Annotated in this window: 22 protein-coding genes and 3 pseudogenes; 11 read left to right on the top strand and 14 right to left on the bottom strand. The window is 38.6% G+C overall.

From position 1 onward, the window contains the following. Positions 1-5 precede the first annotated feature (5 nt). Positions 6-1,691, top strand: a complete 1,686-nt coding sequence (locus LAJ61_RS03255; RefSeq protein WP_224054457.1) for an AMP-binding protein — start codon at positions 6-8, stop codon at positions 1,689-1,691. Positions 1,692-2,042: 351 nt separating this feature from the next. Here the strand turns inward: LAJ61_RS03255 and arsC are convergent, their stop codons facing one another. Next, entirely contained in the window at positions 2,043-2,453 is a 411-nt protein-coding gene (gene arsC / locus LAJ61_RS03260; protein WP_224054458.1) for an arsenate reductase (glutaredoxin), read from the bottom strand. A 25-nt stretch (positions 2,454-2,478) separates the two neighbouring features. Continuing rightward, positions 2,479-3,771: an arsenic transporter gene (locus LAJ61_RS03265; protein WP_224054459.1), complete on the bottom strand. Its 1,293-nt coding sequence runs from the start codon at positions 3,769-3,771 to the stop codon at positions 2,479-2,481. Positions 3,772-3,838: 67 nt separating this feature from the next. On the opposite strand from LAJ61_RS03265, the gene LAJ61_RS03270 reads away from it, so the two are divergent. Together LAJ61_RS03270 and LAJ61_RS03275 are read left to right on the top strand one after the other, a co-directional pair. After that, positions 3,839-4,105 (top strand): ArsR/SmtB family transcription factor, encoded by a 267-nt coding sequence (locus tag LAJ61_RS03270; protein WP_224054460.1) that lies wholly within the window; start codon positions 3,839-3,841, stop codon positions 4,103-4,105. 662 nt (positions 4,106-4,767) lie between these two features. After that, positions 4,768-5,520: an IS5 family transposase gene (locus LAJ61_RS03275; RefSeq protein ID WP_160001195.1), complete on the top strand. Its 753-nt coding sequence runs from the start codon at positions 4,768-4,770 to the stop codon at positions 5,518-5,520. Between the two features lie 62 nt (positions 5,521-5,582). Here LAJ61_RS03275 and LAJ61_RS03280 read toward each other — a convergent pair whose 3' ends face one another. After that, positions 5,583-6,374 carry a phytanoyl-CoA dioxygenase family protein gene (locus LAJ61_RS03280; protein WP_160001194.1) on the bottom strand — a complete coding sequence of 264 codons (792 nt, stop codon included), beginning with the start codon at positions 6,372-6,374 and terminating at the stop codon, positions 5,583-5,585. Between the two features lie 244 nt (positions 6,375-6,618). Between LAJ61_RS03280 and LAJ61_RS03285 the strand changes: the two genes are divergently transcribed. From LAJ61_RS03285 to LAJ61_RS03310, 5 genes and pseudogenes are all read left to right on the top strand, one after another. Continuing rightward, on the top strand, positions 6,619-6,894 hold the full coding sequence (locus LAJ61_RS03285; protein ID WP_224054461.1) for a transposase: 276 nt from the start codon (positions 6,619-6,621) through the stop codon (positions 6,892-6,894). Between the two features lie 273 nt (positions 6,895-7,167). Further along, positions 7,168-7,788 (top strand): annotated as a pseudogene (locus LAJ61_RS03290) (IS3 family transposase); the annotation flags it as partial. 394 nt (positions 7,789-8,182) lie between these two features. Beyond that, the gene (locus LAJ61_RS03300; protein WP_160001192.1) at positions 8,183-9,094 is read left to right on the top strand and encodes an ABC transporter substrate-binding protein; all 912 of its coding nucleotides are present in this window, start codon (positions 8,183-8,185) and stop codon (positions 9,092-9,094) included. Positions 9,095-9,257: 163 nt separating this feature from the next. Beyond that, positions 9,258-9,377 (top strand): annotated as a pseudogene (locus LAJ61_RS11200) (transposase); the annotation flags it as partial. A gap of 184 nt (positions 9,378-9,561) precedes the next feature. Then, positions 9,562-10,275 carry an IS3 family transposase gene (locus tag LAJ61_RS03310; RefSeq protein WP_224054463.1) on the top strand — a complete coding sequence of 238 codons (714 nt, stop codon included), beginning with the start codon at positions 9,562-9,564 and terminating at the stop codon, positions 10,273-10,275. Between the two features lie 303 nt (positions 10,276-10,578). Here LAJ61_RS03310 and LAJ61_RS03315 read toward each other — a convergent pair whose 3' ends face one another. Beyond that, positions 10,579-11,778 (bottom strand): IS256 family transposase, encoded by a 1,200-nt coding sequence (locus tag LAJ61_RS03315; RefSeq protein WP_224053897.1) that lies wholly within the window; start codon positions 11,776-11,778, stop codon positions 10,579-10,581. A 156-nt stretch (positions 11,779-11,934) separates the two neighbouring features. Continuing rightward, positions 11,935-12,849: an ABC transporter substrate-binding protein gene (locus LAJ61_RS03320; RefSeq protein WP_224054464.1), complete on the bottom strand. Its 915-nt coding sequence runs from the start codon at positions 12,847-12,849 to the stop codon at positions 11,935-11,937. A gap of 274 nt (positions 12,850-13,123) precedes the next feature. On the opposite strand from LAJ61_RS03320, the gene LAJ61_RS03325 reads away from it, so the two are divergent. Further along, on the top strand, positions 13,124-13,873 hold the full coding sequence (locus LAJ61_RS03325) for a class II aldolase and adducin N-terminal domain-containing protein (RefSeq protein ID WP_160001188.1): 750 nt from the start codon (positions 13,124-13,126) through the stop codon (positions 13,871-13,873). Between the two features lie 26 nt (positions 13,874-13,899). On the opposite strand, the gene LAJ61_RS03330 is transcribed toward LAJ61_RS03325, so the two are convergent. From LAJ61_RS03330 to LAJ61_RS03360, 7 genes and pseudogenes are all read right to left on the bottom strand, one after another. Further along, positions 13,900-14,868, bottom strand: a complete 969-nt coding sequence (locus LAJ61_RS03330; RefSeq protein ID WP_204155516.1) for an NAD(P)-dependent oxidoreductase — start codon at positions 14,866-14,868, stop codon at positions 13,900-13,902. 61 nt (positions 14,869-14,929) lie between these two features. After that, positions 14,930-15,676, bottom strand: coding sequence for an amino acid ABC transporter ATP-binding protein (locus tag LAJ61_RS11205; protein WP_409034991.1), 747 nt, complete (start codon positions 15,674-15,676; stop codon positions 14,930-14,932). A 117-nt stretch (positions 15,677-15,793) separates the two neighbouring features. After that, positions 15,794-16,438: pseudogene (locus tag LAJ61_RS11210) on the bottom strand (amino acid ABC transporter permease); the annotation flags it as partial. A 29-nt stretch (positions 16,439-16,467) separates the two neighbouring features. Beyond that, positions 16,468-17,607, bottom strand: a complete 1,140-nt coding sequence (argE, locus tag LAJ61_RS03345) for an acetylornithine deacetylase (RefSeq protein WP_224054465.1) — start codon at positions 17,605-17,607, stop codon at positions 16,468-16,470. Beyond that, a complete protein-coding gene (locus LAJ61_RS03350; RefSeq protein WP_267460937.1) occupies positions 17,607-18,560 on the bottom strand; it encodes a LysR family transcriptional regulator in 954 nt (317 codons plus the stop codon). The genes argE and LAJ61_RS03350 overlap by 1 nt, the downstream gene beginning before the upstream one ends. Before the next feature lie 49 nt (positions 18,561-18,609). After that, positions 18,610-19,281 carry a DUF1028 domain-containing protein gene (locus tag LAJ61_RS03355; RefSeq protein ID WP_160001183.1) on the bottom strand — a complete coding sequence of 224 codons (672 nt, stop codon included), beginning with the start codon at positions 19,279-19,281 and terminating at the stop codon, positions 18,610-18,612. Between the two features lie 21 nt (positions 19,282-19,302). Next, the gene (locus tag LAJ61_RS03360) at positions 19,303-19,716 is read right to left on the bottom strand and encodes a RidA family protein (protein WP_224054466.1); all 414 of its coding nucleotides are present in this window, start codon (positions 19,714-19,716) and stop codon (positions 19,303-19,305) included. A gap of 302 nt (positions 19,717-20,018) precedes the next feature. On the opposite strand from LAJ61_RS03360, the gene LAJ61_RS03365 reads away from it, so the two are divergent. After that, positions 20,019-21,293, top strand: a complete 1,275-nt coding sequence (locus LAJ61_RS03365; protein ID WP_204155511.1) for a flavin-containing monooxygenase — start codon at positions 20,019-20,021, stop codon at positions 21,291-21,293. 49 nt (positions 21,294-21,342) lie between these two features. After that, entirely contained in the window at positions 21,343-22,320 is a 978-nt protein-coding gene (locus LAJ61_RS03370) for a TauD/TfdA family dioxygenase (RefSeq protein ID WP_224054467.1), read from the top strand. A 187-nt stretch (positions 22,321-22,507) separates the two neighbouring features. Here LAJ61_RS03370 and LAJ61_RS03375 read toward each other — a convergent pair whose 3' ends face one another. Together LAJ61_RS03375 and LAJ61_RS03380 are read right to left on the bottom strand one after the other, a co-directional pair. Then, a complete protein-coding gene (locus LAJ61_RS03375) occupies positions 22,508-23,914 on the bottom strand; it encodes an N-6 DNA methylase (protein ID WP_224054468.1) in 1,407 nt (468 codons plus the stop codon). Next, positions 23,904-24,506: a restriction endonuclease subunit S gene (locus LAJ61_RS03380; RefSeq protein ID WP_224054469.1), complete on the bottom strand. Its 603-nt coding sequence runs from the start codon at positions 24,504-24,506 to the stop codon at positions 23,904-23,906. Before LAJ61_RS03380 ends, LAJ61_RS03375 begins: the two co-directional genes overlap by 11 nt. Positions 24,507-24,517 lie beyond the last annotated feature (11 nt).

Here is a 24,517-nt window from a genome sequence, read left to right on the forward strand (position 1 = left end):
ACAACATGGAAAATTTTTGGAAAAAATTTTATGACCCTGCCACCGCCGCACACATTCCCGCTTTAACAGATCAATCGTTAATAGAATTTTTTGATGATCGTTTAACGGCCTTTGCCTCCCGAGAATTCACCAGTAATATGGAGCGAGCTATCAGCTATCAACAGGCGGATAACGTCGCACGCCTTGTCAGCCGCTGGCTACAATCCCAATTTTTGGGCCCAAATGCCAGTGTCGCTATCATGCTGCCTAATGTACAAGCGTATTTACCGGTCATGATAGGTGCGATTCGCTCAGGGTATGTTTTGACGCCGATTAATCCGCTACATACAGCTCGTGAATTAGAGTTTCAGTTGATTGATGCCAATACCGAAGTTATTTTTATTTTAGAAAATTTTGCTCACATTTTACAAAAAATCATTGATAAAACCCCAGTGAAAAAAGTCGTGATTATCCGTTTAGGAGACTTGTTAGGATTAAAGGGTAAAATAGTCGATATCGCTGTAAAATATGTCAAGAAAATGGTAGAGCCTTACCAAATTGACCAAAAGTATCAGCCATTACGATTGGGTCAAGTGATGAAAACCGCTAAATCCATGCCTTACCAACAGCCATCCAAATCACTTGATGATGTTGCCTTTATCCAATACACCGGCGGCACCACTGGCAGACCCAAAGGCATCTTGCTGACCCATCGAAATATTTTGACAGCAGTTGAACAATACTATCAGTGGTTTTTGCCGGTACTCAACCAACAAAAAAATGTCGAACAAGTATTCCATAGTATCCTAGCGTTGCCGCTATATCATATCTTTGCCTTTATCTTTTCCATGTTAGGCATGAAATCTGGCATGCGCATGACCTTGGTGACCAACCCTAAAGACATTGCCGGTTTTATCAAAATATTATCTGCTAAGCCGTTTCACATTCTTCCTGGGGTTAATACCTTGTTTCAGGCATTAATTAACCACCCCGATTTTAAAAGTGTCGATACCCGTCAACTAAAATTATCAATCGCGGGCGGTATGGCAGCCACCCCCGCCACGGCCAAAGCTTGGCTTGAGCTCACTGGCTGCCCATTAATAGAAGGATGGGGCATGTCCGAAACTATCGGTGCAGGCACGTGTAACCCCCTCACCAATCATGAGTACACTGGCGATATTGGCCTACCTTTACCGAGTATCGATATCAAAATCTGTGATGATGTGGGCAACGAAGTGGCGTTAGGCGAAGTGGGTGAGATTTGTATCAAAGGTGATAATGTGACTATAGGTTATCATAACATTGACAACACCGATTATTTCTTACCTGAAGGCCATTTAAAGACAGGCGACATTGGGATGATGATGCAAAACGGGCATATCAAATTAATGGATCGCAAAAAAGATATGCTGATCGTCAGTGGCTTTAATGTCTATCCAACCGAAATTGAAGCGGTGCTGTTAAATCACCCGAAAGTCCAAGAATGTGCCGTGATTGGCGTTGAAGATGCGCTTCAAGGACAATCGGTTAAAGCCTATATTGTCAAATCAGATGACAGTTTGACGATAGATGAGCTTAAAGCCTTTAGTCATGAGCAATTAACCGGGTATAAACGACCACGTCAATATACGTTTATTGAGCAATTACCCAAAACCGCGGTTGGCAAAATTCAAAAAACTGAACTGCGGTTACTTGAGAAAAATAGTAAATAATGGTGTCAGCCCAGGGAATGGTCAGATGTTTACCTTTCAACCCTCGAAAAACCACGTAAACCCTTGATATCACTGCAATAAAAAAGACCCAATCAATCGACTGGGGCTTTTGGAATATGGTAGGCATAATCTGACTCGAACAGACGAAAACCTTTAAGTTAAATTACCCTAAATTGCATGTTAGCAAAATCCGTTAGATATAGGACTTACGCAAAAGCAAGAGTTTTTGCGTAAGTCCTAATATACAAGTTATGGTTTAAATCAATACGATAGTTTATTGCTGAAATGAGAAAGCCGTTACTGGGGAGTCCCGGTAACGGCTTACAATTTCAATAAAAACAGGTGTTTTGACTAAATTGTCGGCTCAATCTTTTCCCCATCTTCTTTGATAAAGGTTTTGGTTAAGGGCGTATCAATCAAATCTAGTACAACTTCGGAAGGACGGCACAGCTTAACGCCTTTATCACTCACAACGATTGGACGATTGATTAGAAGTGGGTCAGCTAACATAGCTTGAATAAGGTCATCATCAGTCAAACTAAGGTTATCTAGCCCATGTTCAGCGTAAGGCGGCACATTTACACGCAGTAATTGTCTTGGGGTAATACCCATTTTGGTAATTAAATCACGCAGGGTTGTTTCATCAGGTGGGTTATCCAAATACTGAATAACAGAAGGCTCAATGCCTTGATGTTTGATAAGAGCAAGCGTGTTGCGTGATGTGCCACAGTTAGGGTTGTGGTAAATTGTGATATTTTGCATACTTGTTCCTTTTTAAGTTTTAAAATTATTGAATTATTGGCAACCAAATTGCCAATGCAACCAATGTAGCCACCAATACAGGCAAGGTTAAAATAATACCGACTTTAATATAATAGCCCCAACTCACCGTAATATTTTTACTGGCTAAAACGTGCAACCATAATAAGGTAGCGAGTGAGCCAATCGGGGTAATTTTCGTGCCTAAATCACAGCCTATTACATTGGCATAAATCATGGCTTGCTTTATCATGGGGTCATGGATAGTCGCCTCATCAATCGCTAAAGCCTGAATTAGCACCGTTGGCATATTATTCATGACAGATGAAAGCCCTGCCGATAATAACCCTGTTCCTACTGTAGCTGTCATCATGCCATGATTAGCGAGTTGGCTTAACTCATGAGCTAAATAATCGGTCAGCCCTGCATTTTTTAAGCCATACACCACCAAATACATACCTAATGAAAATATCACCACTTGCCACGGGGCATTTTTGACAATCGGCAGCACCGTTATTTTTTTACCCATTTTCGCTACCACAAGCAACACCAAAGCTCCAACCCCTGCAATAAAGCTAATGGGTACACCTAGAGGCTCAAGCACAAAAAAACCCAACAAAAGTAACACCAACACCACCCAACCTATGATAAAAGTATTTTTATCCACGATAGCCGGTTGTGAGCTTTCGATTAAATCCAACGCATAAACTGTAGGAATGTCTTTATAATAAAACCCATACAATACCAATAATGAGGTGACAACCGCTACCACGTTTACTGGTATCATCACTTTGGCATAATCGGTAAAAGGGATTTTAAAAAAGTCAGCCGACACAATATTTACCAAATTAGACACTACGAGCGGAATACTGGCGGTATCAGCGATAAACCCTGCTGTCATAATAAAAGCAAGGGTAGTCGCAGGGGAAAAGCGTAACGTGGTTAAAATCGCAATCACAATGGGTGTTAATATCAAAGCCACACCATCATTGGCAAACAATGCCGATACCACCGCCCCAAGTAGCACAATAAACGCAAACAACCGATTACCGCTACCTTTTGCTAATCTTGCAACGTGCAAGGCGATATAGCGGAAAAAGCCTGCTTCATCAAGTAACAGACTAATAATGATAATAGCAATAAAGGCAAAGGTAGCGTTCCAAACAATATTCCACACTATAGGAATATCGGCAACCGTTATTACCCCTAATAGCAAAGCTATCCCAGCCCCGATACTGGCAGTCCAACCGATACCCAAGCCTTTAGGTTGCCATATTACAAATATCAAAGTCACTAGAAAAATGAGTAATGCGGTAATCATTGACTGCCTATAGAAACCTGTTAAAATTGAGCTATACTATAATCTATATATTTGGATATGTAAATATATGAATAAAACAGACTTTCTCAAGGCGTTAAGCGACCCCACCAGATTAAAAATTGTGCAACTACTTAATCAGAAGCAAGCGTTATGCGTGTGTGACATCATCAGCCAGTTAAATCAACCACAGCCAACCATCTCACGGCATTTAAACCAACTAAAGCAAATCGGTATTTTAGAAAGTGAGCGTAAAGGCACTTGGATTTGGTATTCGATTAGTCAAGAGTTACCAAGTTGGGGCAAAGCGGTAATTGGTGCATTGGAATTAAATTAAATGTATGATTCATAGAGATCATTTCAATTTGGCCATCTCTACATCCCCTTTATAATTGGCATTTTGAATGCGTTCATCTGATGGGTTATATTGGTTTTGCACCTCATCAGAAAAAGGCGTTTCCTCGCTTAATTCAAAATACCTTTCAACCCCCACCATGTCAAAGTCGCTAGACCAATCTACCCTATTTGATATTAATGTACTTTAATACTCAAAGCTTTGATACGAGTGGGTTTAACTAAGCGTTCAAGAATAACATTAATGTGATTTAATGACAATTAAAAAAATTATCTTGCAGTTTGGTCACGCAATATTGCGTGTTTTTTAACCCCCACTCTCTCGATATTTTTGATAAAAAAACGTCAATTTCGTCTTAGTTTTATTTAAATTTTTTAAAAAAATTATTATATAAGTTTTCTTTTCAAAAAAAATATCCAGTTTCTTATCTAAAAAACTGGATATTGAAGTGTTGATATGATTAGTATTTTTATATGATTCACATATATTTTTTTAAAAATTAAAATTATATACTTTCAAATTTAGTGGATTTTCTAGGTTGTGTTGAACATTTAATATACAAAAGAACATAATGAGGAAATTTTGATAAAAAAATAGCGAAGCAGTAAACTTTAAGCTCTGACCCAAAAAGAAGACTGTTCGCTATGCCTCGTCTTATGCTAAATAATCAACATTGGAAGAAGCTAAAACCCATTCTACAAGAAATTGGCATCTATGACTATGCTAATTTAAGAAAGACCGTAGAAGGGATCTTATATAAAATGCGAACAGGCATACCGTGGCGGGACTTACCCAGATATTTTGGAAAGACCAACACGATATTTAAAGCATTTAACCGATGGTCACAAAGTAATAAGCTCATCAAATTGTTTGAAAAGATGATTCACTTTCCAGACATGGAATGGCTGTTTATCGATGCAACTTATATCAAAGCTCATCAGCACAGTAGTAGTGGTGACATGAAAGGGCAAGGCATTGATAAAAGTGTCGCAGGCAACAGCAGTAAAATTCATTTAGCGGTTGATGCTCACGGTAATCCCATTCGTTTCATCATTACCGATGGCGTAACTCATGATGTTAAAGCAGCACCTGACTTGATTGATACGTTAGATTTAAGTGATGTTGTGGTACTTGGTGCTGATAAAGGCTATGACTCTCAGTGCTTTCGTGAGAAAGTTGAAGAGAGTCAAACCATAGCTAATATTCCAAGAAAGCGGAACACTAAACTATCAAATGTACATATGGATTGGCATTTATACAAGTCTCGTCATTTGGTTGAAAATGCTTTTTGCCTTATCAAGCATTATCGGGGTATTGCGACAAGGTATGAGAAGCTTAAACGTAATTATGAGAATTTGGTCGCTCTAGCCTTTGCTTATCATTGGCTAAAGCTTTAAAAAAGCCAATATTAAAACGGAGGAACAATGACTAAAGATGAGTAACGTGATAATGTCAAAATTTACGCAATAAACGGAAACTCATCTTCAGGTAAAGCATCTCCTGTTGAGAGCTTGTCTATGTATTGAGGATATGGAGGTGATGTTCTTCCACCACGATTTACATACACCGCTTCATCACCTAGCCAACGAAAAGACACGGCGCGTCGAGAATGTTGCTGAGACTTATTGCCAGGTGCACCATGTACAGTCGAATAATCAAATGCAACTGCATCACCTGGCTCTAAAGCCCAACCTACAATGTCGAACTCTTCCCGATGGTTATCAATATCAGGTAACATTTCTTCTTTACCGTCGCGTTGATCATAATATTCACCAGTGAAATTTAAGGGTCTAAAATATTTACCCCATTTGTGCGACCCTGCAACAAACTCAATCGACGATTCTCGTGCAACCGGATCAAGCGGAATCCATAAACTTAAGGTTTGTTTAGCATCAACAGGGTAATAAGGTGCATCATGATGCCAAGGTGTCACTTTGGATGAACCTGCACCTTTGACTAAGACATGTTCATGAAACATGCGAACACTTTGCGATTGCATTAAGGCTTTTACGATATCACCAGCAGGGCTTTCTTTGACAAATTTTTGAAAAGCCTCGATGCGTTGCCAATTACAATAGTCTGCCCAAAAACGTCCTTGGGCTTGGCCTGGGGTGTAGTCTCGAAACCATTGTCCAGGATCTTGCTCGTTGACTCTAACGCCTTCTTCTAGCACATCCATCCAATCTTTAAACATACCACGTATGACAACAACACCATCTCGTTCAAAAATTTTTTGCTCTTCTTCTAACATTTATAGCACTCCTTATTAATAAGTAAGAAAAAATCAATGCTTATCAAACTTAAAGTCTGATCTTGCAATTAATTATAGGAGTCAAAGTTCAAATTAGAAATAAGGAATTTAAGAAGTATTAGTTTGTTTTTTTGGAATCTAAGAACCTGTTCTAAGGTACTCCCCAATGTCTAGACCTGTAGTCGCATAATAAACCTAGACAGCCAATAAGAGATTATAATACCCCGAATGGAGGGATAATCTCATGACAAAAGTACGCAAAACCTACACACTCGCATTGAAACTAGAAATGATAAAACTCATAGAAGAACAAGGGCAAAAACCAAGTGATGTCACAACCCAATATGAAATAGCCGAATCCACACTCGAAAACTGGCTAACCTGTTATCGCAGAGAAAAACGAGGCAACCCCATATCTAAGGGTAACGCCCTAATAGAAGAACAACGAGAAATTCAGCGACTAAAAAAAGAAGTAGCCAAGCTCAAACTAGAGCGAGACATCTTAAATGAGGAGGGATAAGCGAAGCACTGCTTCGCCCCGACGCAAGGCGAGAGTTATCCTCGAGTGGGCATCCGTTCTATTAGCAATAGACACACTCGGTTTTCACCGCTAATAGAGAAGCTAGCCAAAGCAATACCTAGAATCAGTAAAGTTAAACTATGTGAGCTGTTTGGCGTAGCAAGGAGTACTCACTATCTAGCAAAAAAGCCCAAAATGCCCAGCCTTGAGCAAATCAATTTAACTCTCTGGGTAAAACAAGCCTTTGACCAGTCCTAAGGCTCGGCAGGGGCGAGAACGCTATCAGAGATCGTTAGTAAACAACATAATGTTAAAATCACTCGTTACAAAGCAAGCAAAATCATGGCGCAACAAGGCTTGGTCAGCCGTCAGCTTATTAGACATCGCTACAGCAAAGCTGACAAAGAACACGCCATTTGTGACAAACTACTGAAGCGAGAATTTAGCCCAACTGCTCCCAATCAAGTCTGGACAGGTGATGTGACTTACATGCGTACTAAAACAGGGGGTTGTTATCTAGCAGTAGTAATTGACTTATTCTCTCGCAATATTATGGGATTTGCCATGAGTAATAGTCCTGACAGCCAATTAACTGCCCAAGCCCTTGAAATGGCTTATACGGTGCGTTTAGAGCCACAGAATGTATTATTTCATTCTGACTATACCAGTCGAGCATTTGCTGATGCGATTGCCCAGTGCAAAGGCATGAAACACAGCATGAGCCGTAGAGGTAATTGTTGGGATAAAGCACCTACCGAGCGATTCTTTAGCAGTTTTAAAACAGAATGGATGCCTAAACGTGGTTATGATTATTTGGCTCAAGTGAGAGTTGATGTGGCAAGTTATATTGTCGGTTATTACTGCCAAGTTAGACCACACAGCTGTAATGATTAATTAACACCAGTAGAGAAAGAAAGTCAGTTTTTTAATCAAAATATCTTAAAGGCTGTCTAATTAAACTTTACCACTACAATTATCCGAGAGTGTTTTAAATGAGCATGTTATGGGTAAAATCAAACACTTTAAGATATTGTCTTGTCGTTATTTTAATCCCAGAAAACATTTTGGAGTAAGAGTCAATTTGATTTCTGCAATTTATAATTTCGAGCTACATTAGTTTGGAAAGAGGTCTATTAAAGAAATACTTACTATACTGAATAAATCAGTGGCAAATAATAATTAAGTAGGATTTACAATATTAATGAATCGTTTTTTCAAAATTGCTTCTTAAAAGCTGGTTTTGTATAACTATCATCATAACCCATGCTCACTAAGGAGAAAATCTATCATGAAAGTCAAGGTAATAAAAAAATTTTCTGTTGCAAATTTATTTGCAGTTTGTTTAACCAGCACGATTCTAATAGGTTGTAGTCAATCCGGTGAGCAAACAAAAAATGATAAAAGCGTAAAAAACAGTGAAACATCTTCAATAGTACCTGTCTCTCCAAATAGTCAGAATGCAACAACACTTACTATTGGTAGTGATATCACCTTTGCACCTTTTGAATATATGGAAAATAATCAGCCCAAAGGTTTCGACATTGATATCATGAATGCCATTTTAGCTGAAAATGGCATAAAACCAAATTACGTAGATACACGTTTTTCAAATTTAATTCCAGGGCTCGATGGAAAAAAATTTGATGCTTTAATTTCTGGTTTATATATAACGCCAGAAAGGTTGCAAAAGGTTGATATGATTCCTTATTTTAAAACTTATGAAGCTCTTTTGGTGCGATCCGAGAGTAATTTCAAACCAAAAACTCGTGATGAATTATGCGGGAAATCTGTTTCAACCACAAAAGGGGCTATATATGTATTGCAACTACAGAAATTCTCGAAAGAAAGCTGTGAGTCTAAAGGTAAACCTGCGATTAATATTAAGGAATTCGAGACATCACCTCAGGCAATTCAAGCTTTATTATCCAGTGCTGTAGATGCTCAATATGATGATATAGGAGTTGCTAAAGAAGCAGTTAAAAAATTAAACAATAGAATAATAATTTCGAGTACAGATAAGTTTATTTCAATTCTCGGTGGTATTGCAGTTAGAAAAGGAGATACCGAAAACTATAATAAAATCAAAGATGGTTTGACAAAAATCAAAACATCAGGCAAATATGACCAATTGTTAAAAAACTATGATTTCGTTGCACCTACCGAAGAAGAAGAAAGCAAAGTAGCAATTAGTAAATCCTGAACTTCATACAATAGTATATAATCACTTTAAAAGGCCCATATGTTTTGAAAATGGGCTTTTTTGTTAGAGCAGGAAAATAAAAGGCCGTGGTATAAAAAGTGAATAGCCACCGATTTTGTAGACACCTTAAAGTTAGATAAAATGGCTAACTTATGAGGTGAATATGAGCGGTAAACCATACCTTGAAGAATTCAAAATCGAAGCAGTTAAACAAGTCACAGAGAAAGGCTATAGCGTAGCAGAAGTAGCTACACGTTTAGTCATGACCACCCATAACCTTTATGTATGCTTAGGTAAAAAGGTACGATCAGGGACAGTCCAAGCCAACCAAAGACAAGGATTCAAGTGTCGAACTTGCTAGGCTAAAAAAAGAGCTGCAACGGGTTACTGAAGAAAGGGATATCTTAAATGAGGAGGGATAAGCGAAGCACTGCTTCGCCCCGACGCAAGGCGAGAGTTATCCTCGAGTGGGCATCAACTCTATTAGCACAAGACAGTCTCGGATTTCGTTAATAGAGCAAACCGCCAAATCTGAACCCAAAATCAGCAAAGTAAGACTGTGTCAGTTATTTAATATACCAAGGAGCACCCATTACGCTCTAAAAAAACCCAAACTACCCAGCTTAGAACAAATAAATCTAAGGACTTGGGTAAAACAAGCTTTCGATACCTCTAAAAGCTCAGCAGGGGCACGAAATATCGCCATGATAGTCAGCCAGCAACACGGCATTACGTTATCTCGTTACAAAGCTCGTAAAATTATGAATGAGCAAGGACTAGTGAGTCGTCAACGAACTAGAGATCGTTACAAACACGCTGAGAAGCGACACAGTATTCATGATAACGTGCTTAACCGTGAATTTGCCCCAACGGCTCCAAATCAAGTCTGGACAGGCGATGTCATCTATATTCGTACTAAAGCGGGATTCTGTTATTTAGCGGTAGTAATTGATCTATTCTCTCGCAATATCGTGGGATTTACGATGAGTGATAGTCCTGATAGCAGATTGACTGTAGAAGCCCTTAAAATGGCTTATACCGTTCGGCTAAGTCCACAAAATGTGTTGTTTCATTCAGACCAAGATATGCACTATACCAGCCGAGCATTTGCTGATGCGATTACACAGTGTAAAGGCATAAAACATAATATGAGTCGCCGTGGAAAATCACTGCGGGCATAGCGCTTGTCTTGCGTCGCTGCAAAGCAGTGCTTTGCTAATTGCTCCTCAGGGATAATGCTCCAACTGAGCGGTTCTTTAGGAGCTTTAAAACAAAATGGTGAGAAGCACTGCTTCGCAAGGCGAGCAATAGCGAAGTACCGAAAAATGGTTACGATGATTTAGCTCAAGCAAGAGTTGATGTAGCAAGTTATATCTTAGGTTATTACTGTCAATTTAGACCACATGCTTTTAATAATTACTTGACGCCCGTTAAGAAAGAAAATCAGTTCTTTAGAGGGCGTTCAAAACTCTGTGTCAAGTGAATTAAAGATTAATCATATCATCTAATCGACCAGGGAAATGGATAGACAACTGCATCATTGTTTGCCCCCAATTATTAATTGGCATTGTCCATTTCTCTGACGCATTTAACATACCAACATACAGTAATTTAAGCAAGCTAGTTTCATTTGGGAACGCTCCCTTAGTCTTGGTCAACTTACGAAATTGGCGATGAACCGCTTCAACCGCATTGGTCGTATAAATGGGTTTTCTAACCGCTTCGGGGTACTTGAAATAGGCACTGAGCAAATGCCACTTATCTCGCCAAGAAGCAATCACCGCAGGGTACTTACTGCCCCATAGCCTATCGAGCTCATCAAGTGCTAACTCAGCAGATTCTTTATTCACAGCTTTGTACACAGGCTTTAAATCCCGCATAAAGGCTTTTTGGTCACGACTTGCCACATAACGAATACTGTTACGGATTTGATGAATCACACACAATTGCACCTCAGTATTAGGGAATATGGCTTGAATGGCTTCAGGGAAACCTTTTAAGCCATCAACACAGGCAATCAGAATATCCTGTACGCCACGATTGTGTAAATCAGTGAGTACCGATAGCCAGTAGTTCGCTCCCTCGCTTTCAGAGCAGTATAGCCCAATAAGTTCTTTACGACCTTCAGTATTGAGTGCTAACAGCGTGTAAACAGCTTTATTAACATAGCGTCCTTCGTCTTTAACCTTGTAGTGGATGGCATCGAGCCAGACAAACGGATAAACGCTATCGAGTGGTCTTGATTGCCAGGCTTTAAGCTGTGGGATAAGACTATCAGTAATATTGCTAATGGTGGCTTCTGAGACTTCTAGCTGATACATCTCGGTAATGTGGTCTTTGATGGCGGTATAGCTCATGCCATGCGAGAACAGCGATAGGATGCGGTTGTCAATTTCAGGGGTGAGCTTAGTCTGATGCTTTTTAACCAAGACAGGTTCAAATTCGCCATTGCGGTCACGTGGTGTTTCAAGCTCAAAGCTGCCAACGGCTGATTTGACGGTCTTTTTGCTGTAGCCGTTACGGCGATTGTTACTTGGGTTTTGCTCAAGGTGGCTGTCTATCTCAGCCGATAGTGCCGCTTCGGTGAGTTGCTTTATGAGCGGGGCAAGGACACCATCACTGCCTGTGATGGGTTTACCAGATTGAATAGCTTTTAAGGCTTCGTTAAAGTCAAAGTTTTGCATGGTGTCATTCCTTCTATTGTGAATAGTTTAGTGAAATGACACAGTTTTTTGAACACTACCGTTCTTTAATCAAAATCTCTTAAAGACTGTCTAAAATTAGTTGACCACTACAGTTTTTTAATATTCTTGATATTCTTGTCATACAAATGTTAAAGCTTAAGGTTTGCCAATTGCAGCCTTGTTTTCCTCATCAGTTGGGGCAACCAAATCATATTGTTTCATTAATTGATCATATTTACCCGACGCTTTAATTTTGGACAAACCTTCATTAATTTTATTGTAAGTCTCAGTATCACCTTTTCTGACAGCGATGCCACCAAGAATCGGTATGAACTTATCTGTACTTGAAATCATCACTCGATTATTGAGTTTTTTGACCGCTTCTTTGGCGACCCCTACATCGTCATACTGGGCATCAACTGCACTCGATAATAACGCCTGTATAGCTTGCGGTGACGTTTCGAATTCTTTGATAGTAATGGCAGGTTTTCCTTTGGACTCACAGCTCTCTTTGGAAAACTGTTGAATTTGCAATGGGTAAATGGCACCTTTTTGGGTAGCCACCGATTTGCCACACAGCTCATCACGTGTCTTCGGTTTAAAATCCCCCTCTGTCCTTACTAATAGCGCTTCATATGTTTTAAAGTAAGGGATCATATCGACTTTTTGCAGTCTTTCAGGCGTAATATATAAACCAGAAATAATCGCATCAAACTTTTTACCATCTAGACCTGGAATTAGATTTGAAAAGCGAGTATCTATATAATTTGGTTTTGTACCATTCTCAGCTAGAATCGCATCCATGATATCAATATCAAAACCTTTAGGTTGATTATTTTCCATATATTCAAACGGTGGAAAGGTAATATCACTACCCACCATCATTGTGACTTCATTTGCACCATTTGCTTGTGTAACAGATACAGGGGTAGATGACTCAGAGTTATTTGCTGCACTATTGTCAGTTTTTGTTTGCTCCGCAGATTTGCTACAACCTATTAATGATGTACTAACTAAACATATTGCCAATAATTTTCTACCAGAAAAATTTTTCATCGCTGTTATTTTCATGACAAACTGTCTCCTTTAATAAAATGATATAGTGAAAACATATTAAATTAAGTTTTCATATTCGTAGGTAACGTATTCGCTAACGCATGCTATGATTTGATGATTAGCTATAAGTAATGACTATGATGATAGTTATACAAAAAAACTGAGCTGTAAGCAATTTTGAAAAAATGATTCACTGCTACTGTAAATCCTATTTAATTATCGTCATTTATTCCTAGTTTATTCGCTATAGTAATAATTCCTTTATCTAAATCTTGATAGGAGTAAACGTATGAATTCATTAAACAATACCTTGTTAATTGATGAGCAACAATCCCGCATCAATCTTGCTGCCTGTTTTCGTTGGTTTGCTAGACTCAATATGCATGAAGCAGTGGCTAATCATTTTAGTGCCTCTGTGTCTGCTGATGGCAAAAAATTCTTAATCAACCCAAAATGGCAACATTTTTCTACCATCAAAGCTAGTGATTTGATTCTTTTAGACGCCGACGATCCAAGTGAAGAGTTAATGGAAAAAATCGACCCAACGGCGTGGGCAATTCATGGTCGGATACATAAGCTACGCCCTGATATCAAATGTGTGTTGCATCTTCATCCCATCTATGCAACAGCGATATCGACGCTAAAAGACCCAACTATTAAACCGATTGATCAAAATACTGCACGTTACTTTAATCGAGTATCGTATGATATGTGCTATCAAGGTATGGCAGACTCTTTGGCAGAGGGTGAGCGGTTAGCAAATTTATTGGGTCAACATACTCGGTTAATGATGGGGAATCATGGTGTTTTAATTGGTTCTCATAGCATTGGCGTTGCCTTTGATGATATGTATACCATTGAACGTGCTTGCCAAATTTTGGCAACAGCCTATTCAACTAACCAGCCCTTGAATATTTTGGCTGAAAAAACAGCTGAGAAAACAGCTAAAGATTGGGAGTCAATTGAAGATTTCAGCGAAGCCCATTTCGAAGATGCTAAAAAACAATTGCTGATACAAGAGCCTGAATTCGCTAAATAACTTAAACACAGTTAATATTTCAACATTTAGCAGACCAAGTTTTTCGGGCAGCCTTGTAAGTAAGCACAAATATTTTCTTCAATTTCGATGACTAAACGATGTTGTGCTTCTTGGCTTGCCCAAGCGACATGGGGAGTTATAAGTAAGTTGGGTAATCTAGTAGTTATCATGGGATGATTTATCGCAGGTGGTTCTTGAGTTAAGACATCCGCAGCATAGCCTCCTAGATCACCTGTTAATAGTGCATGGATGACAGCATTTTCATCAACCAGTCCACCTCTGGCAATATTAATTAACAAGGCATGCTTTTGTAGCATTAATAACGTTTCTTCATCAATCAAGTGATAAGTATCTCCATTTAACTCACAGTGTAATGAAATAATATCTGCTAGCTGAATAGCTTGCAAAAAAGGTATATAACCTTCTCGACAATGTATCGCATTTTTACGTTCACTAAATATCACATTTATACCAAATGCCTTAGCCTTATTGGCCAGTGCCTTGCCACTTGTGCCACTACCAATAATTACCAAGGTCTTTTGATACAACTCATAAATTGGCGTTTCTAAATAACAAAAATTATCACATTTAGACCATTTGCCACTCTTTACTGCTTCATCGTAGCCACTAAAATTTCTAATTAAATTTATCATTAGCATAAAGGCGTGTTCTGCTAAGCTATGAGATGCATATTCTCTGACATTGCATAGATGAATGCCTTTGGATTGAAGCAGTTGAATGGGTTGTTTATCGTAGCCTGTTGAGCATAAAGCGACTAATTGAAGTTTAGGGTTGTTGGATAAAACTTGTGGTGTTATACAGAGGTCATTAAGAATTATAATCTGTTGGTTTTCGACATCCGATTCAAACTCAGATTGCGAGAGATGGTTAAATTGGTTAAAACTAATAGAGCAAGGTAACGTTTGTTTATCAAAACTTAGCGTGCGGATGAGAGAGTGGGCTTCTGCAAAAGCGATATTGATTGTTTTTGACATTTAGTTTCCTTATCTGTATGAATCTTAGTATTAAAAACTAAGATTCATACCTTAATGCGAATCAATGTTTTCTAATAAATTGTTTAAATCGCTCATTTCGGCTATGTTCTAGCTCAGCAGGTGAGCCCTGTTCAACAATGTGCCCGTCTTCCATAAAAATCACCCGGTCAGAAATTTTGAAAGCAAAATTCATTTCATGCGTTACAATAATCATCGTTAAGCCCTCTTTTGCTAGCTGTTCCATAACTTTTAAAACCTCATTGACAAGTTCTGGGTCTAACGCTGAAGTTGGTTCATCAAACAAAATAATGGAAGGTTGCATCGCCAAAGCTCTAGCAATCGCCACACGCTGTTGTTGGCCACCAGATAATTGATGTGGGTATTTATTAGCATGAAGCTTCATACCGACTTTGTCTAGCATAGCGATAGCGGTAAGCTGGTTAATTCCTTTATCATTCATGCCATGATATTCAGGGGCTAGCATCACATTTTCCAAGACAGTCTTATGAGGAAATAAATTAAAACTTTGGAACACCATGCCAACATGAATAATTTGTTCTTTATATGCTGATGAGTTTTCTGTTAATGTTTGGTCTTTCAAGAATGGCTTACCCATTAAATTGACTGTGCCTTTGTTCAAACTTTCCAAACCATTTAGCGTGCGGATAAATGTCGTTTTACCAGAACCCGATGGCCCAATAACCGAAATAACTTCACCCCACTTAACATTCAAATCAATACCTTTTAGAACTTTATGATCACCATAGGATTTATGAATATCAATAGCTTCTAAAGCATAATCACCAATTCTTTCATTGTTTAAGAATTCATAATTAGCTAGAGATTTATTGGTGGTGGGGATAGGTATTTCATCTTCTTTTAATAAAGGTGGGTTCCTATGGGTGATATCAATGAATTTTTCGAATTTACCAATGAGCCAACCAAACACTGTCACGATAAGCACGTAAAAGAATGCCACGGCTAACATGGTCTCTAGAACTAGGAAGTTTTGAGTGTAGAGACGTTGTCCGACGAGTAGGATCTCGGTAAGTGAGATAACTGATACTAGCGACGTCAATTTAACAATCGTAACAAATTCATTGCTTAAGGTAGGCAATGAGATACGTAATGCTTGGGGTACAACAATTAAACGTTGGATTCCCGCAGTTTTTATACCTAACGCTTTACCTGCTTCTATTTGACCTTTATGAATAGAGTTGAGTCCACCACGATGAATTTCTGCGATATAGGCAGCTTCACTTAGGGTTAGTGCAATGAGGCCAGACAAAAAAGAAGAAGCTAAGATAACACTGGTTTGTGGGAATACTTGTGGCATATTATAGATAAATACCAATAACACCAAGAGTGGTAAGCTACGAAAAAACCAGATATAGCCGCCACTTAAAGTAGAAATGATTTTGATTTTAGACTTTTTACCCAGTGCCAATAAAAATCCTAAGACGATGCCTAATATCCAAACCAATACACTAAGTTCAATCACTGTTAAAGTGGCTTGCCAAAAGTCTTTATTTTTCAATAGACCAAATGTATATGCCCAATCAAAATGCATTACTTTCTCCTCTTTTTATAAAATCCACGTTATAGCAGTATGGATAACAGTTTTTGCAAAAACACATCACATATCTCAAGCTGGGCGATGCTAACATGTTCATTGGGTTTATGAGCGACTTCAATCGTTCCTGGTCCGCACACAACAATTGGACAATGCATTTGTTGTTTAAATAGACCACCTTCTGTGCCGAAGGATATTTTGGTCGGCTTAGACGGAGTTGATAATAAGCCCTGCACCATTTGTACTGCATCCTCTTGGCATGACGTGTCTAAACCTGGATATTGATTAATATTTTCTACATGAATTTTTGCAATGGATGCTTTTTTTGAATAGTTTTCTAAGATATGTTGCTGGATCTGTTCAATACTATCTTGAGTAACATTACGAATTTCATAATCTAGCTGACAAAGATTTGGCACAATATTTAACGCTTTTCCACCATAAATTTTCCCCACATGAATAGTGGAATAAGGAACATCAAACCCTAAGTCTTGGCTACCGACATTGGCTAAATACTCTTGAGATTCGATTAGGCTTTGCACAAACTGTGTGGCAGTATGAATGGCATTATCAAAATTTGGGGCTAAGGCTGAATGCCCTTCTTTACCAGAGCAGAATACTTGAAATACCGCTTTACCTTTATGCCCAGTAGCAACCTCCATCATGGTAGGTTCGCCAATGATGGCAAACATTGGTGGTATAATTAAACTTTCTAATTTGGTTAAAATACTTCTGACACCAACACAACCTATTTCTTCGTCATAAGACAAACATAAGTGTAAAGGACGTTGTAGTTGTTGCTTAGATGCTTTTTTAAACATAACCAAAGCACAGGCTATAAACCCTTTCATATCTGCTGTACCACGACCAAAGACGAGATTATCTTGAATCGTCATACTAAAAGGGTCAGTTCGCCAATTCTGCCCTTCTACAGGCACTACATCAGTATGACCTGACAACAAAATACCTGCTTTATCTTTAGGTCCTGTGGTTGCAAATAAATTAGCCTTGGTTTTTTGCTCATTGAAATCTAGAGTAATCTCAATGTTTGAGCTTGCTAGATACTCTTTAATATAGTCAATGAGTAATAAATTACTTTTATAAGAAGTCGTATCAAATGCGATTAGTTTTTCTAGCACTTCAAGATATTCTGTTTGATATTGCATTAGTCACCTACTTCTATTGACTGATTTTTGATATGCGCTTGTGAAAAATAGGCAACACTCATTCCTGGGATATATTGATTTGAAATAAAAGCCTGACACCGACTAATAAACGCTTGACATATCTTGCCTATATTGGCGTTAACGGGTGTTGCAATCCCTATTTTCATGGGTCGTACATCGCCTGAAATTCTTACCATCACAAGCTTCTTGCCATCAGGCGAATAATCCATTTTTGGACGAACGTTTAAAATGGTATAACCAATATTATTTCCCACCATTGAACGAATTACATCAACATGTTTTGACGTTTCAACAACATTGGGCTGTAGTTTTTGATGGCGAAATAGAGACAAGAAGTAATCATTACTGTAAGGCATATCTAACAATATCATGGGATAGTCAACCAATTCCTTGAGTGTTACTGCCTGTTGCTTTGCCAAGGGGTGTGATTCTGCAAGCAAAACATAGGGGGGTAAATCTGCTAGTGGCATAAAGTTGATATAATTACTATCAATATGCAAATCATATAACAATGCCACATCTAAGGTATTCTGCATCAAATCTTGGGTAAGCGCTTGATGATCATCAATCACAGTTTCCAAATTAACTTGTTTGTATAAATTTGAAAAACCATGAATAATTTCTGCATAAATCATGGGTGCAAAAGCGGAAAAGCACCCCACCTTAAGCGTGCCCCGCATTGCCCCTGAAAAATCAGCAGATAATGCGTAAAGTCCAGATGATTGACTTAAAATCACCTTGCACGCTTGCTTTATTTGTTCACCAATGTCTGTCAAAACCAAACCTTTGGCATGTTGTCGAATAAATAACTGGACGTTTAATTCACTTTCAATGTGTGCAATTGCCGCAGAGATAGAAGGTGAAGATACATGAATCCTCTCAGAAGCAATAATGATACTGCCACTTTCGGCTACTGCAACAAAATACTCCATTTGGCGTAACGTTATTCGACTTAACACAATTAACCTCATTTAACAGATGTTATAAATCACCTGGTACACCATAGCTTGGCGAAACTGTTGGGTTTAACGCTCTCATGACATAATCGTTGATTTGTGGCTCATAGATTTGCCAGGCCTGTTCTAAATCTTCAATAGGCGTCTCTGACCAATCAATACGGAGGTCGATGATAGGCCATGTCATCTTATCAACCACTAACAGTCCTGCTGAATGTACAGGTCCTGCTTCGCCACCTGCTTGGTAACCTGCAACCAAACTATCAAGTAAACGTTTTCCTAGATTACCTTCACTTTTTTCAAAAGTATCAAGCATAACTTTAGGAATGTCTTGATTAGCCAAGAGATTGCCAGCACAGGCCGCTTCTTTACCTTTAACAGCATTAAATATGCCAAGCGTATGCTCTCCACTGAAAACAAAAGGTTCATCTTGACCATTTAATGCCATTAGCTGGCGATATTGGATAAAATCGGTACTTTTAACCAACTCTGCACCAGCGTCGGTCGGTGTAAGATTGTATTGCATCATCTCTAACAAAACCTGCGAGAGATTTGGATCAGTAATATTTTGGCTGGCCACGACGCCGATACCAGTTTTTGCACGGATACAGCGTGATGCTACAGCAGGAGATGATGAGCTAATAGATGCTCCAAATTGCCCCGTTTTTGGGCATCTTGCAACAATAGAAAAAGTCATAGAAGTATCCTTATTTAGATATTAGTCTGGAATAACCGCTGTTGCATCAATCTCAACAAGCCATTCTGGTCTAGCCAACGCCGATACCACAATGCCAGTAGAAACAGGGAATACCCCTTTTAGCCATTTACCAACTACTCGGTAAACCTCTTCACGATAACGTGGATCAGTAATATAAATCGTGATTTTACAAATATCTTCTAACTCACCACCTGCCTCTTGAAGCAACATTTGAATATTATGCATTGCCTGTTCAGCTTGCCCTTTGGCATCACCAATACAGACACTTTCACTCGTGTCTAGGTTTTGCCCAATCTGTCCACGCAAAAATACAGTACGACCTTTTGCTACAACGGCTTGACATAGGTCATTATCGAGATTTTGTTCAGGATAGGTATTTTTAGTATTAAAGGGGCGGATGCGTGTATGTTTCATTATTTACCTCTTTTCTTGGTTCTAAAAACTAAAAGATGGTTGAAATACTGGTAATAACCAGTAATCAAACTGTTGAAATTTAGTATGCCCTAAATGTGTGAGATAACAATTTGAATTTTCCTTTGCACTGATTCGGTTATTCCATACCGCTAGTAATTAGAATTTCTTGAATCAATCGTTCGTATGATACGATTTTCAATTTTTCGACAAAGAAACTATTATTCAACTTGTATTTATACACAGTGTATGACTGTGACATTTTTAAATATTGTTTGTATGTTTTTTACAGAAGGGAGCGAATCATGACTAATAATATAACGAAAACGGATACTCTCGTTATTGGTGCAGGTCAAGCTGGTATTGCAATGAGTGAGCATCTGGGCAATCTAGATATTGACCACATTGTTTTAGAAAAAAATAGAATTGCAGAAGCTTGGCGGTCCAGACGATGGGACTCTTTAGTTGCTAATGGTCCTTGTTGGCACGATAAATTTCCTAATATGGATTTTCCACATAATCCAGAAACATTCGTGTCCCATAACGAAGTGGCGGACTATTTTGAAAGTTATGCCAAAAAAATTAAAGCCCCCATTCGCACGGGTATAGAAGTGTTAAAAGTAGAAAAAATACCTAGTAATATGGGCTTTAATGTCCACACAACACAGGGTGATTTTATAGCAAACAATATTGTCATTGCTACAGGTCCTTTTCAAAAACCTGTTATTCCACCTATTGCACCAAATTGGAAAGATTTGTATCAGATTCATTCAGATCAATATAAAAATCCAGAACAACTACCAGAAGGCAATGTATTGGTTATTGGTGCAGGGTCATCTGGTGTGCAAATCGCTAAAGAATTGAATAGCTCTGGTAAAAAAGTATTTTTATCGGTGGGTCCACATGAACGACCACCTCGCCGTTATAGACAGAGAGATAATGTTTGGTGGTTAGGTGTTTTGGGAACGTGGCAAGAAAGTACTCCGCCACAACGTCCCATCAAAGGTTTTGCGGTAAGCGGTATGAATGGTGGAGAAACTGTTGACTTTAGAAAGTTGGCACATGATGGCATTACCTTGGTTGGTATGACAGATAAATTTGAAGATAATAAAGTGTATTTTCACAATGACTTGGTTGATAACGTTACCAGTGCAGAAGAAAACTATTTAGCCACTCTCGAAGCAATGGATAAATATATCGAAGCAAACGGATTGGATTTACCTGAAGAACCAGAAGCCAAGGTTTTTCTACCAATACCAGATTCAATTTCAAACCCAATTACTGATCTTGATTTTGACAAAGATAATATTACAAGTGTAATTTGGGCTTCTGGTTTTGGCTTTGATTATCATTGGTTGAATTTTGATATATTTCAAGAAAACGGCGCACCTAAGCATAATAAAGGTATCACAGATGAGCCTGGCATTTACTTTGTAGGCTTGCCGTACTTATCAAGTAAAGGTTCTAGTTTTATTTGGGGGGTATGGCATGATGCTAAACGCATTGCTGACTACATTGATATTCAACATCAATATCATAACTATCAATCACCTCAAGTAGAAAAATCTTCTTCTATTTAAATCTTGTGTATTTTCTAATAGGATTCTTATAATTTCAAAGGTTGATCACATGAAAACAATATTAACATCCCCTATAGAAGAGAAATGTGCTTGGTTCGGCAGTGAAATTTCCCATAATAATGATTGGATAATTAAGTTTGATGATTATTTATTGTCAGTTTTGGATGAAGCACTTCAGCATATCACCAATTTGGGGAAAAAAGCTCCTCACTTTAATAAAGATGATATACATATTAAAGATGAAAAATTTTTAAATTTTATTGAAGAAATATCGGATCAACTTGAGAATGGCTATGGCTTTATTGTAATAAAAGGCTTAGATGTCAAACGATTTAATGAAGATGAGCTTATAGATATTTATTATATTTTGGGCTTATATTTAGGCATACCTGTAACTCAGAATATGCAAAATCAACTCTTAGGCTATGTAGAAAATGTCGGGGATATAAAAAACAAACAAACGAGAGTCTATCAAACAAATGCTAATTTACCCTACCATTCTGATATGTCAGACGTTGTAGGCCTTTTATCTATAAGAAAAGCAAAAGAAGGCGGGGAAAGTAGTTTAGTAAGTTTTGCGACAGTTTATAATATAATTTTAAAAGAATATCCAGAGTATCTAGCCTACTATTATCATCCAGCCTATTATAATCACCTTGGTGGAGATGAGCCCTCATTAAGTCCTATATTTAGTTATTGGAAAGGCAAGCTAGCATGTCGGTATCTAAGACAGTATATTGAGGTTGGTCATGAAAGAAAAAATATTCCATTATCTAGAGTTCAAATAGATGCACTTAATATTTTTGAGGAAATAAGTCACCGAGACAATTTAAGAATCGATATGATGTTGGAACCTGGTGATATACAGTTATGTAATAATTATATTGTGATGCACTCTAGGACCTCTTTTTTAGATTATGATGAGAAAGATAAACAGCGTAAACTAGTGAGATTGTGGTTAAAAATGCCTAACGCAAGAAAATTAGCTCCTGATTTTCCTGGCAGAAATGGCTTTTCTCAGGAGTAAAATGAAATGAGGGTTTAGTAGTTTTCAAAAAACTGTGTCTTTCCCATAAACTGTCAAATAAGACAGGAATTAGACCATGCGAAACTTTGACTTTAACGAAGCCTTAAAAGCGATTCGATCCGACAATCCCGGGACGGTTCAGTTTCAAATCACAGCACAGAAAATACTATGTTAAAAGAATCATTACCTAGCTTTGTTTTGCAATGGACGACAATAGTTTGTCTAGTTGTACTTTTGCCAGGTCATATTGCTGCTGGCAGTCTGCTAAAGCTTGTAACTCCGTCGTTAATTCCAATGTTGCAATCTCTAATGGGTCTTTAAAATAGCGTTTTGGATTAAGATCATACTTATATTGTGCAATTTGTGCTTGCGTCACCTTAACCGCAGCGTTATTTTCAGTTGGATTTTTTATAAAGTCGATGATTTTTTCCATCGATTGCTCAGCCACTTCACCGCCATATTTGCCATTAAGCAGCATATTTTCTGCCGTCATCAACCAAAACGCGTCGGTTGTTTTTGCTGTATTTAATACCACTAAGCATACGTTGGCTTGACTATATTGCAAAATTCCCAGCGGCAAAAGGGTCACGCTTTCAATCAGATTGTGATGCACCAATGCTTCTCGCACAGCAAGGTCATACCCCCCTTTAAATAACCAGCCGATGGGCAATATTAGGTATGCCCTGCCCTTATCGTTGAGATGATATAAATAAAGCTGAATCCATAAACTTTCGGAGGCACTGCTAGGAATCGCATGAAAAACACTTAAAGGCTGTAGATAGTTAATCTCTGTTAACGCAAACGGCTGAATCTCATTGCCAAAACTTGGTAAACAAATACCAATATCTGCTTGATGGCTTCCTTCTTTTGCTGTCAAACTGTCTAAAATTTTTAACTCGGCATCACTCTCAACCATAGTTAATAACAATCGGCTTAGCAAGGCAGGCATCATGTGAATTTCTCGCAAAATAAGCTTGCCAGGTGCTAGGCTAAAGCCACTATTTGCCACGCCACTTGCCCCATCGTATAGCGTCAAGCCGTGCGTCTCACCAATAATCCCTTTTAATAGCAGGCTAATTGCCAATGGGTCGCCCCATTGATTTTTAATAGATAGGGCATGTAATTTTTGATACAGCAATGGCGTGATTTGCTGAGCATAGGCTTGTGCTGTTAAAAATTGCTGTTGCAGTTGGCTAAAATCCGCTTGAATACGCTGCCATGGATTGGCGGTATCCGATAACAATTTGATGAGCGATGCAATGACAACATCCAAATCTTGGCTATCATAAAACTGTCGTAATATTTGCTCGATTTTCACATTGGGTGTGAGCAACGACTGGTCTGTTAACTCCTTTGCTGCAAGTTCATGAGATAAAGCTTTGGCATCGACTTTAGCGGTCATCAAGTTGCCAACCAAATCAGCAATTGGATTTTGCTGCGCCTCGTTAAGGTACGCCACATAGGCAGATACTATCATCACCAACATGGCATTTTCAGCGGTGAGCTCTCGTCTGAGTGATTGATAGTTTTTATCAAAAACGGCATTAAAAGTCGATATTTTTGTATTGTTTGGTGATTGTGTCCTACTGGTCATGATGGCTACCTTGGGGCATTAAGGTATGAAACACGGCAGAAGCGGTGCGTTGATGTTGTTGCATCAGTTGGTTTAACGCTTGCAAAGTAGCTACATTTTGCCAAAAAAAATCGGCTAATTTTTGCTGGTTCTCTTGGCTTGGCACATCAATTTGCCACTCTTTTAGCCGACCAACCGAAATTGTGGCGGTGACTGTCGCTCGGTTGTGCGTGGCAAGCCAAGCCTGTCCGTATTCGCTGTTAAGCAGACTGACCAATACTTCAGGTAACAGCAAATTAGGTTTGGCTCTCAGTATAAAACAATTGACCCCCACCACAAGCGGTATATCACCCATATCCTGCGCTCGCACAATGACTGAGCGCATATTAAATCCACGAGCCACCAATAACACATCGCCTACTTGTAGTTGCTGTGTGGTGAATACCTCAGGTGAAATAGCGACCAAACTGTCGGGATTGTCATCAATCTCAAGCGTGCCCAAATCGGTAAAATTTTGCGCGGTCAGTTGTCTGACGGTGATGAGATTGTCACCTTGATTGATAAACTTTTTATTTAAACCAACAAAAATTTTGGCAAGGTCTTTTAGTTGCATGAATGTTCCAA

The sequence above is a fragment of the Faucicola osloensis genome (genome assembly GCF_020041925.1).
Taxonomy (GTDB): Bacteria; Pseudomonadota; Gammaproteobacteria; order Pseudomonadales; family Moraxellaceae; genus Faucicola; species Faucicola osloensis_D.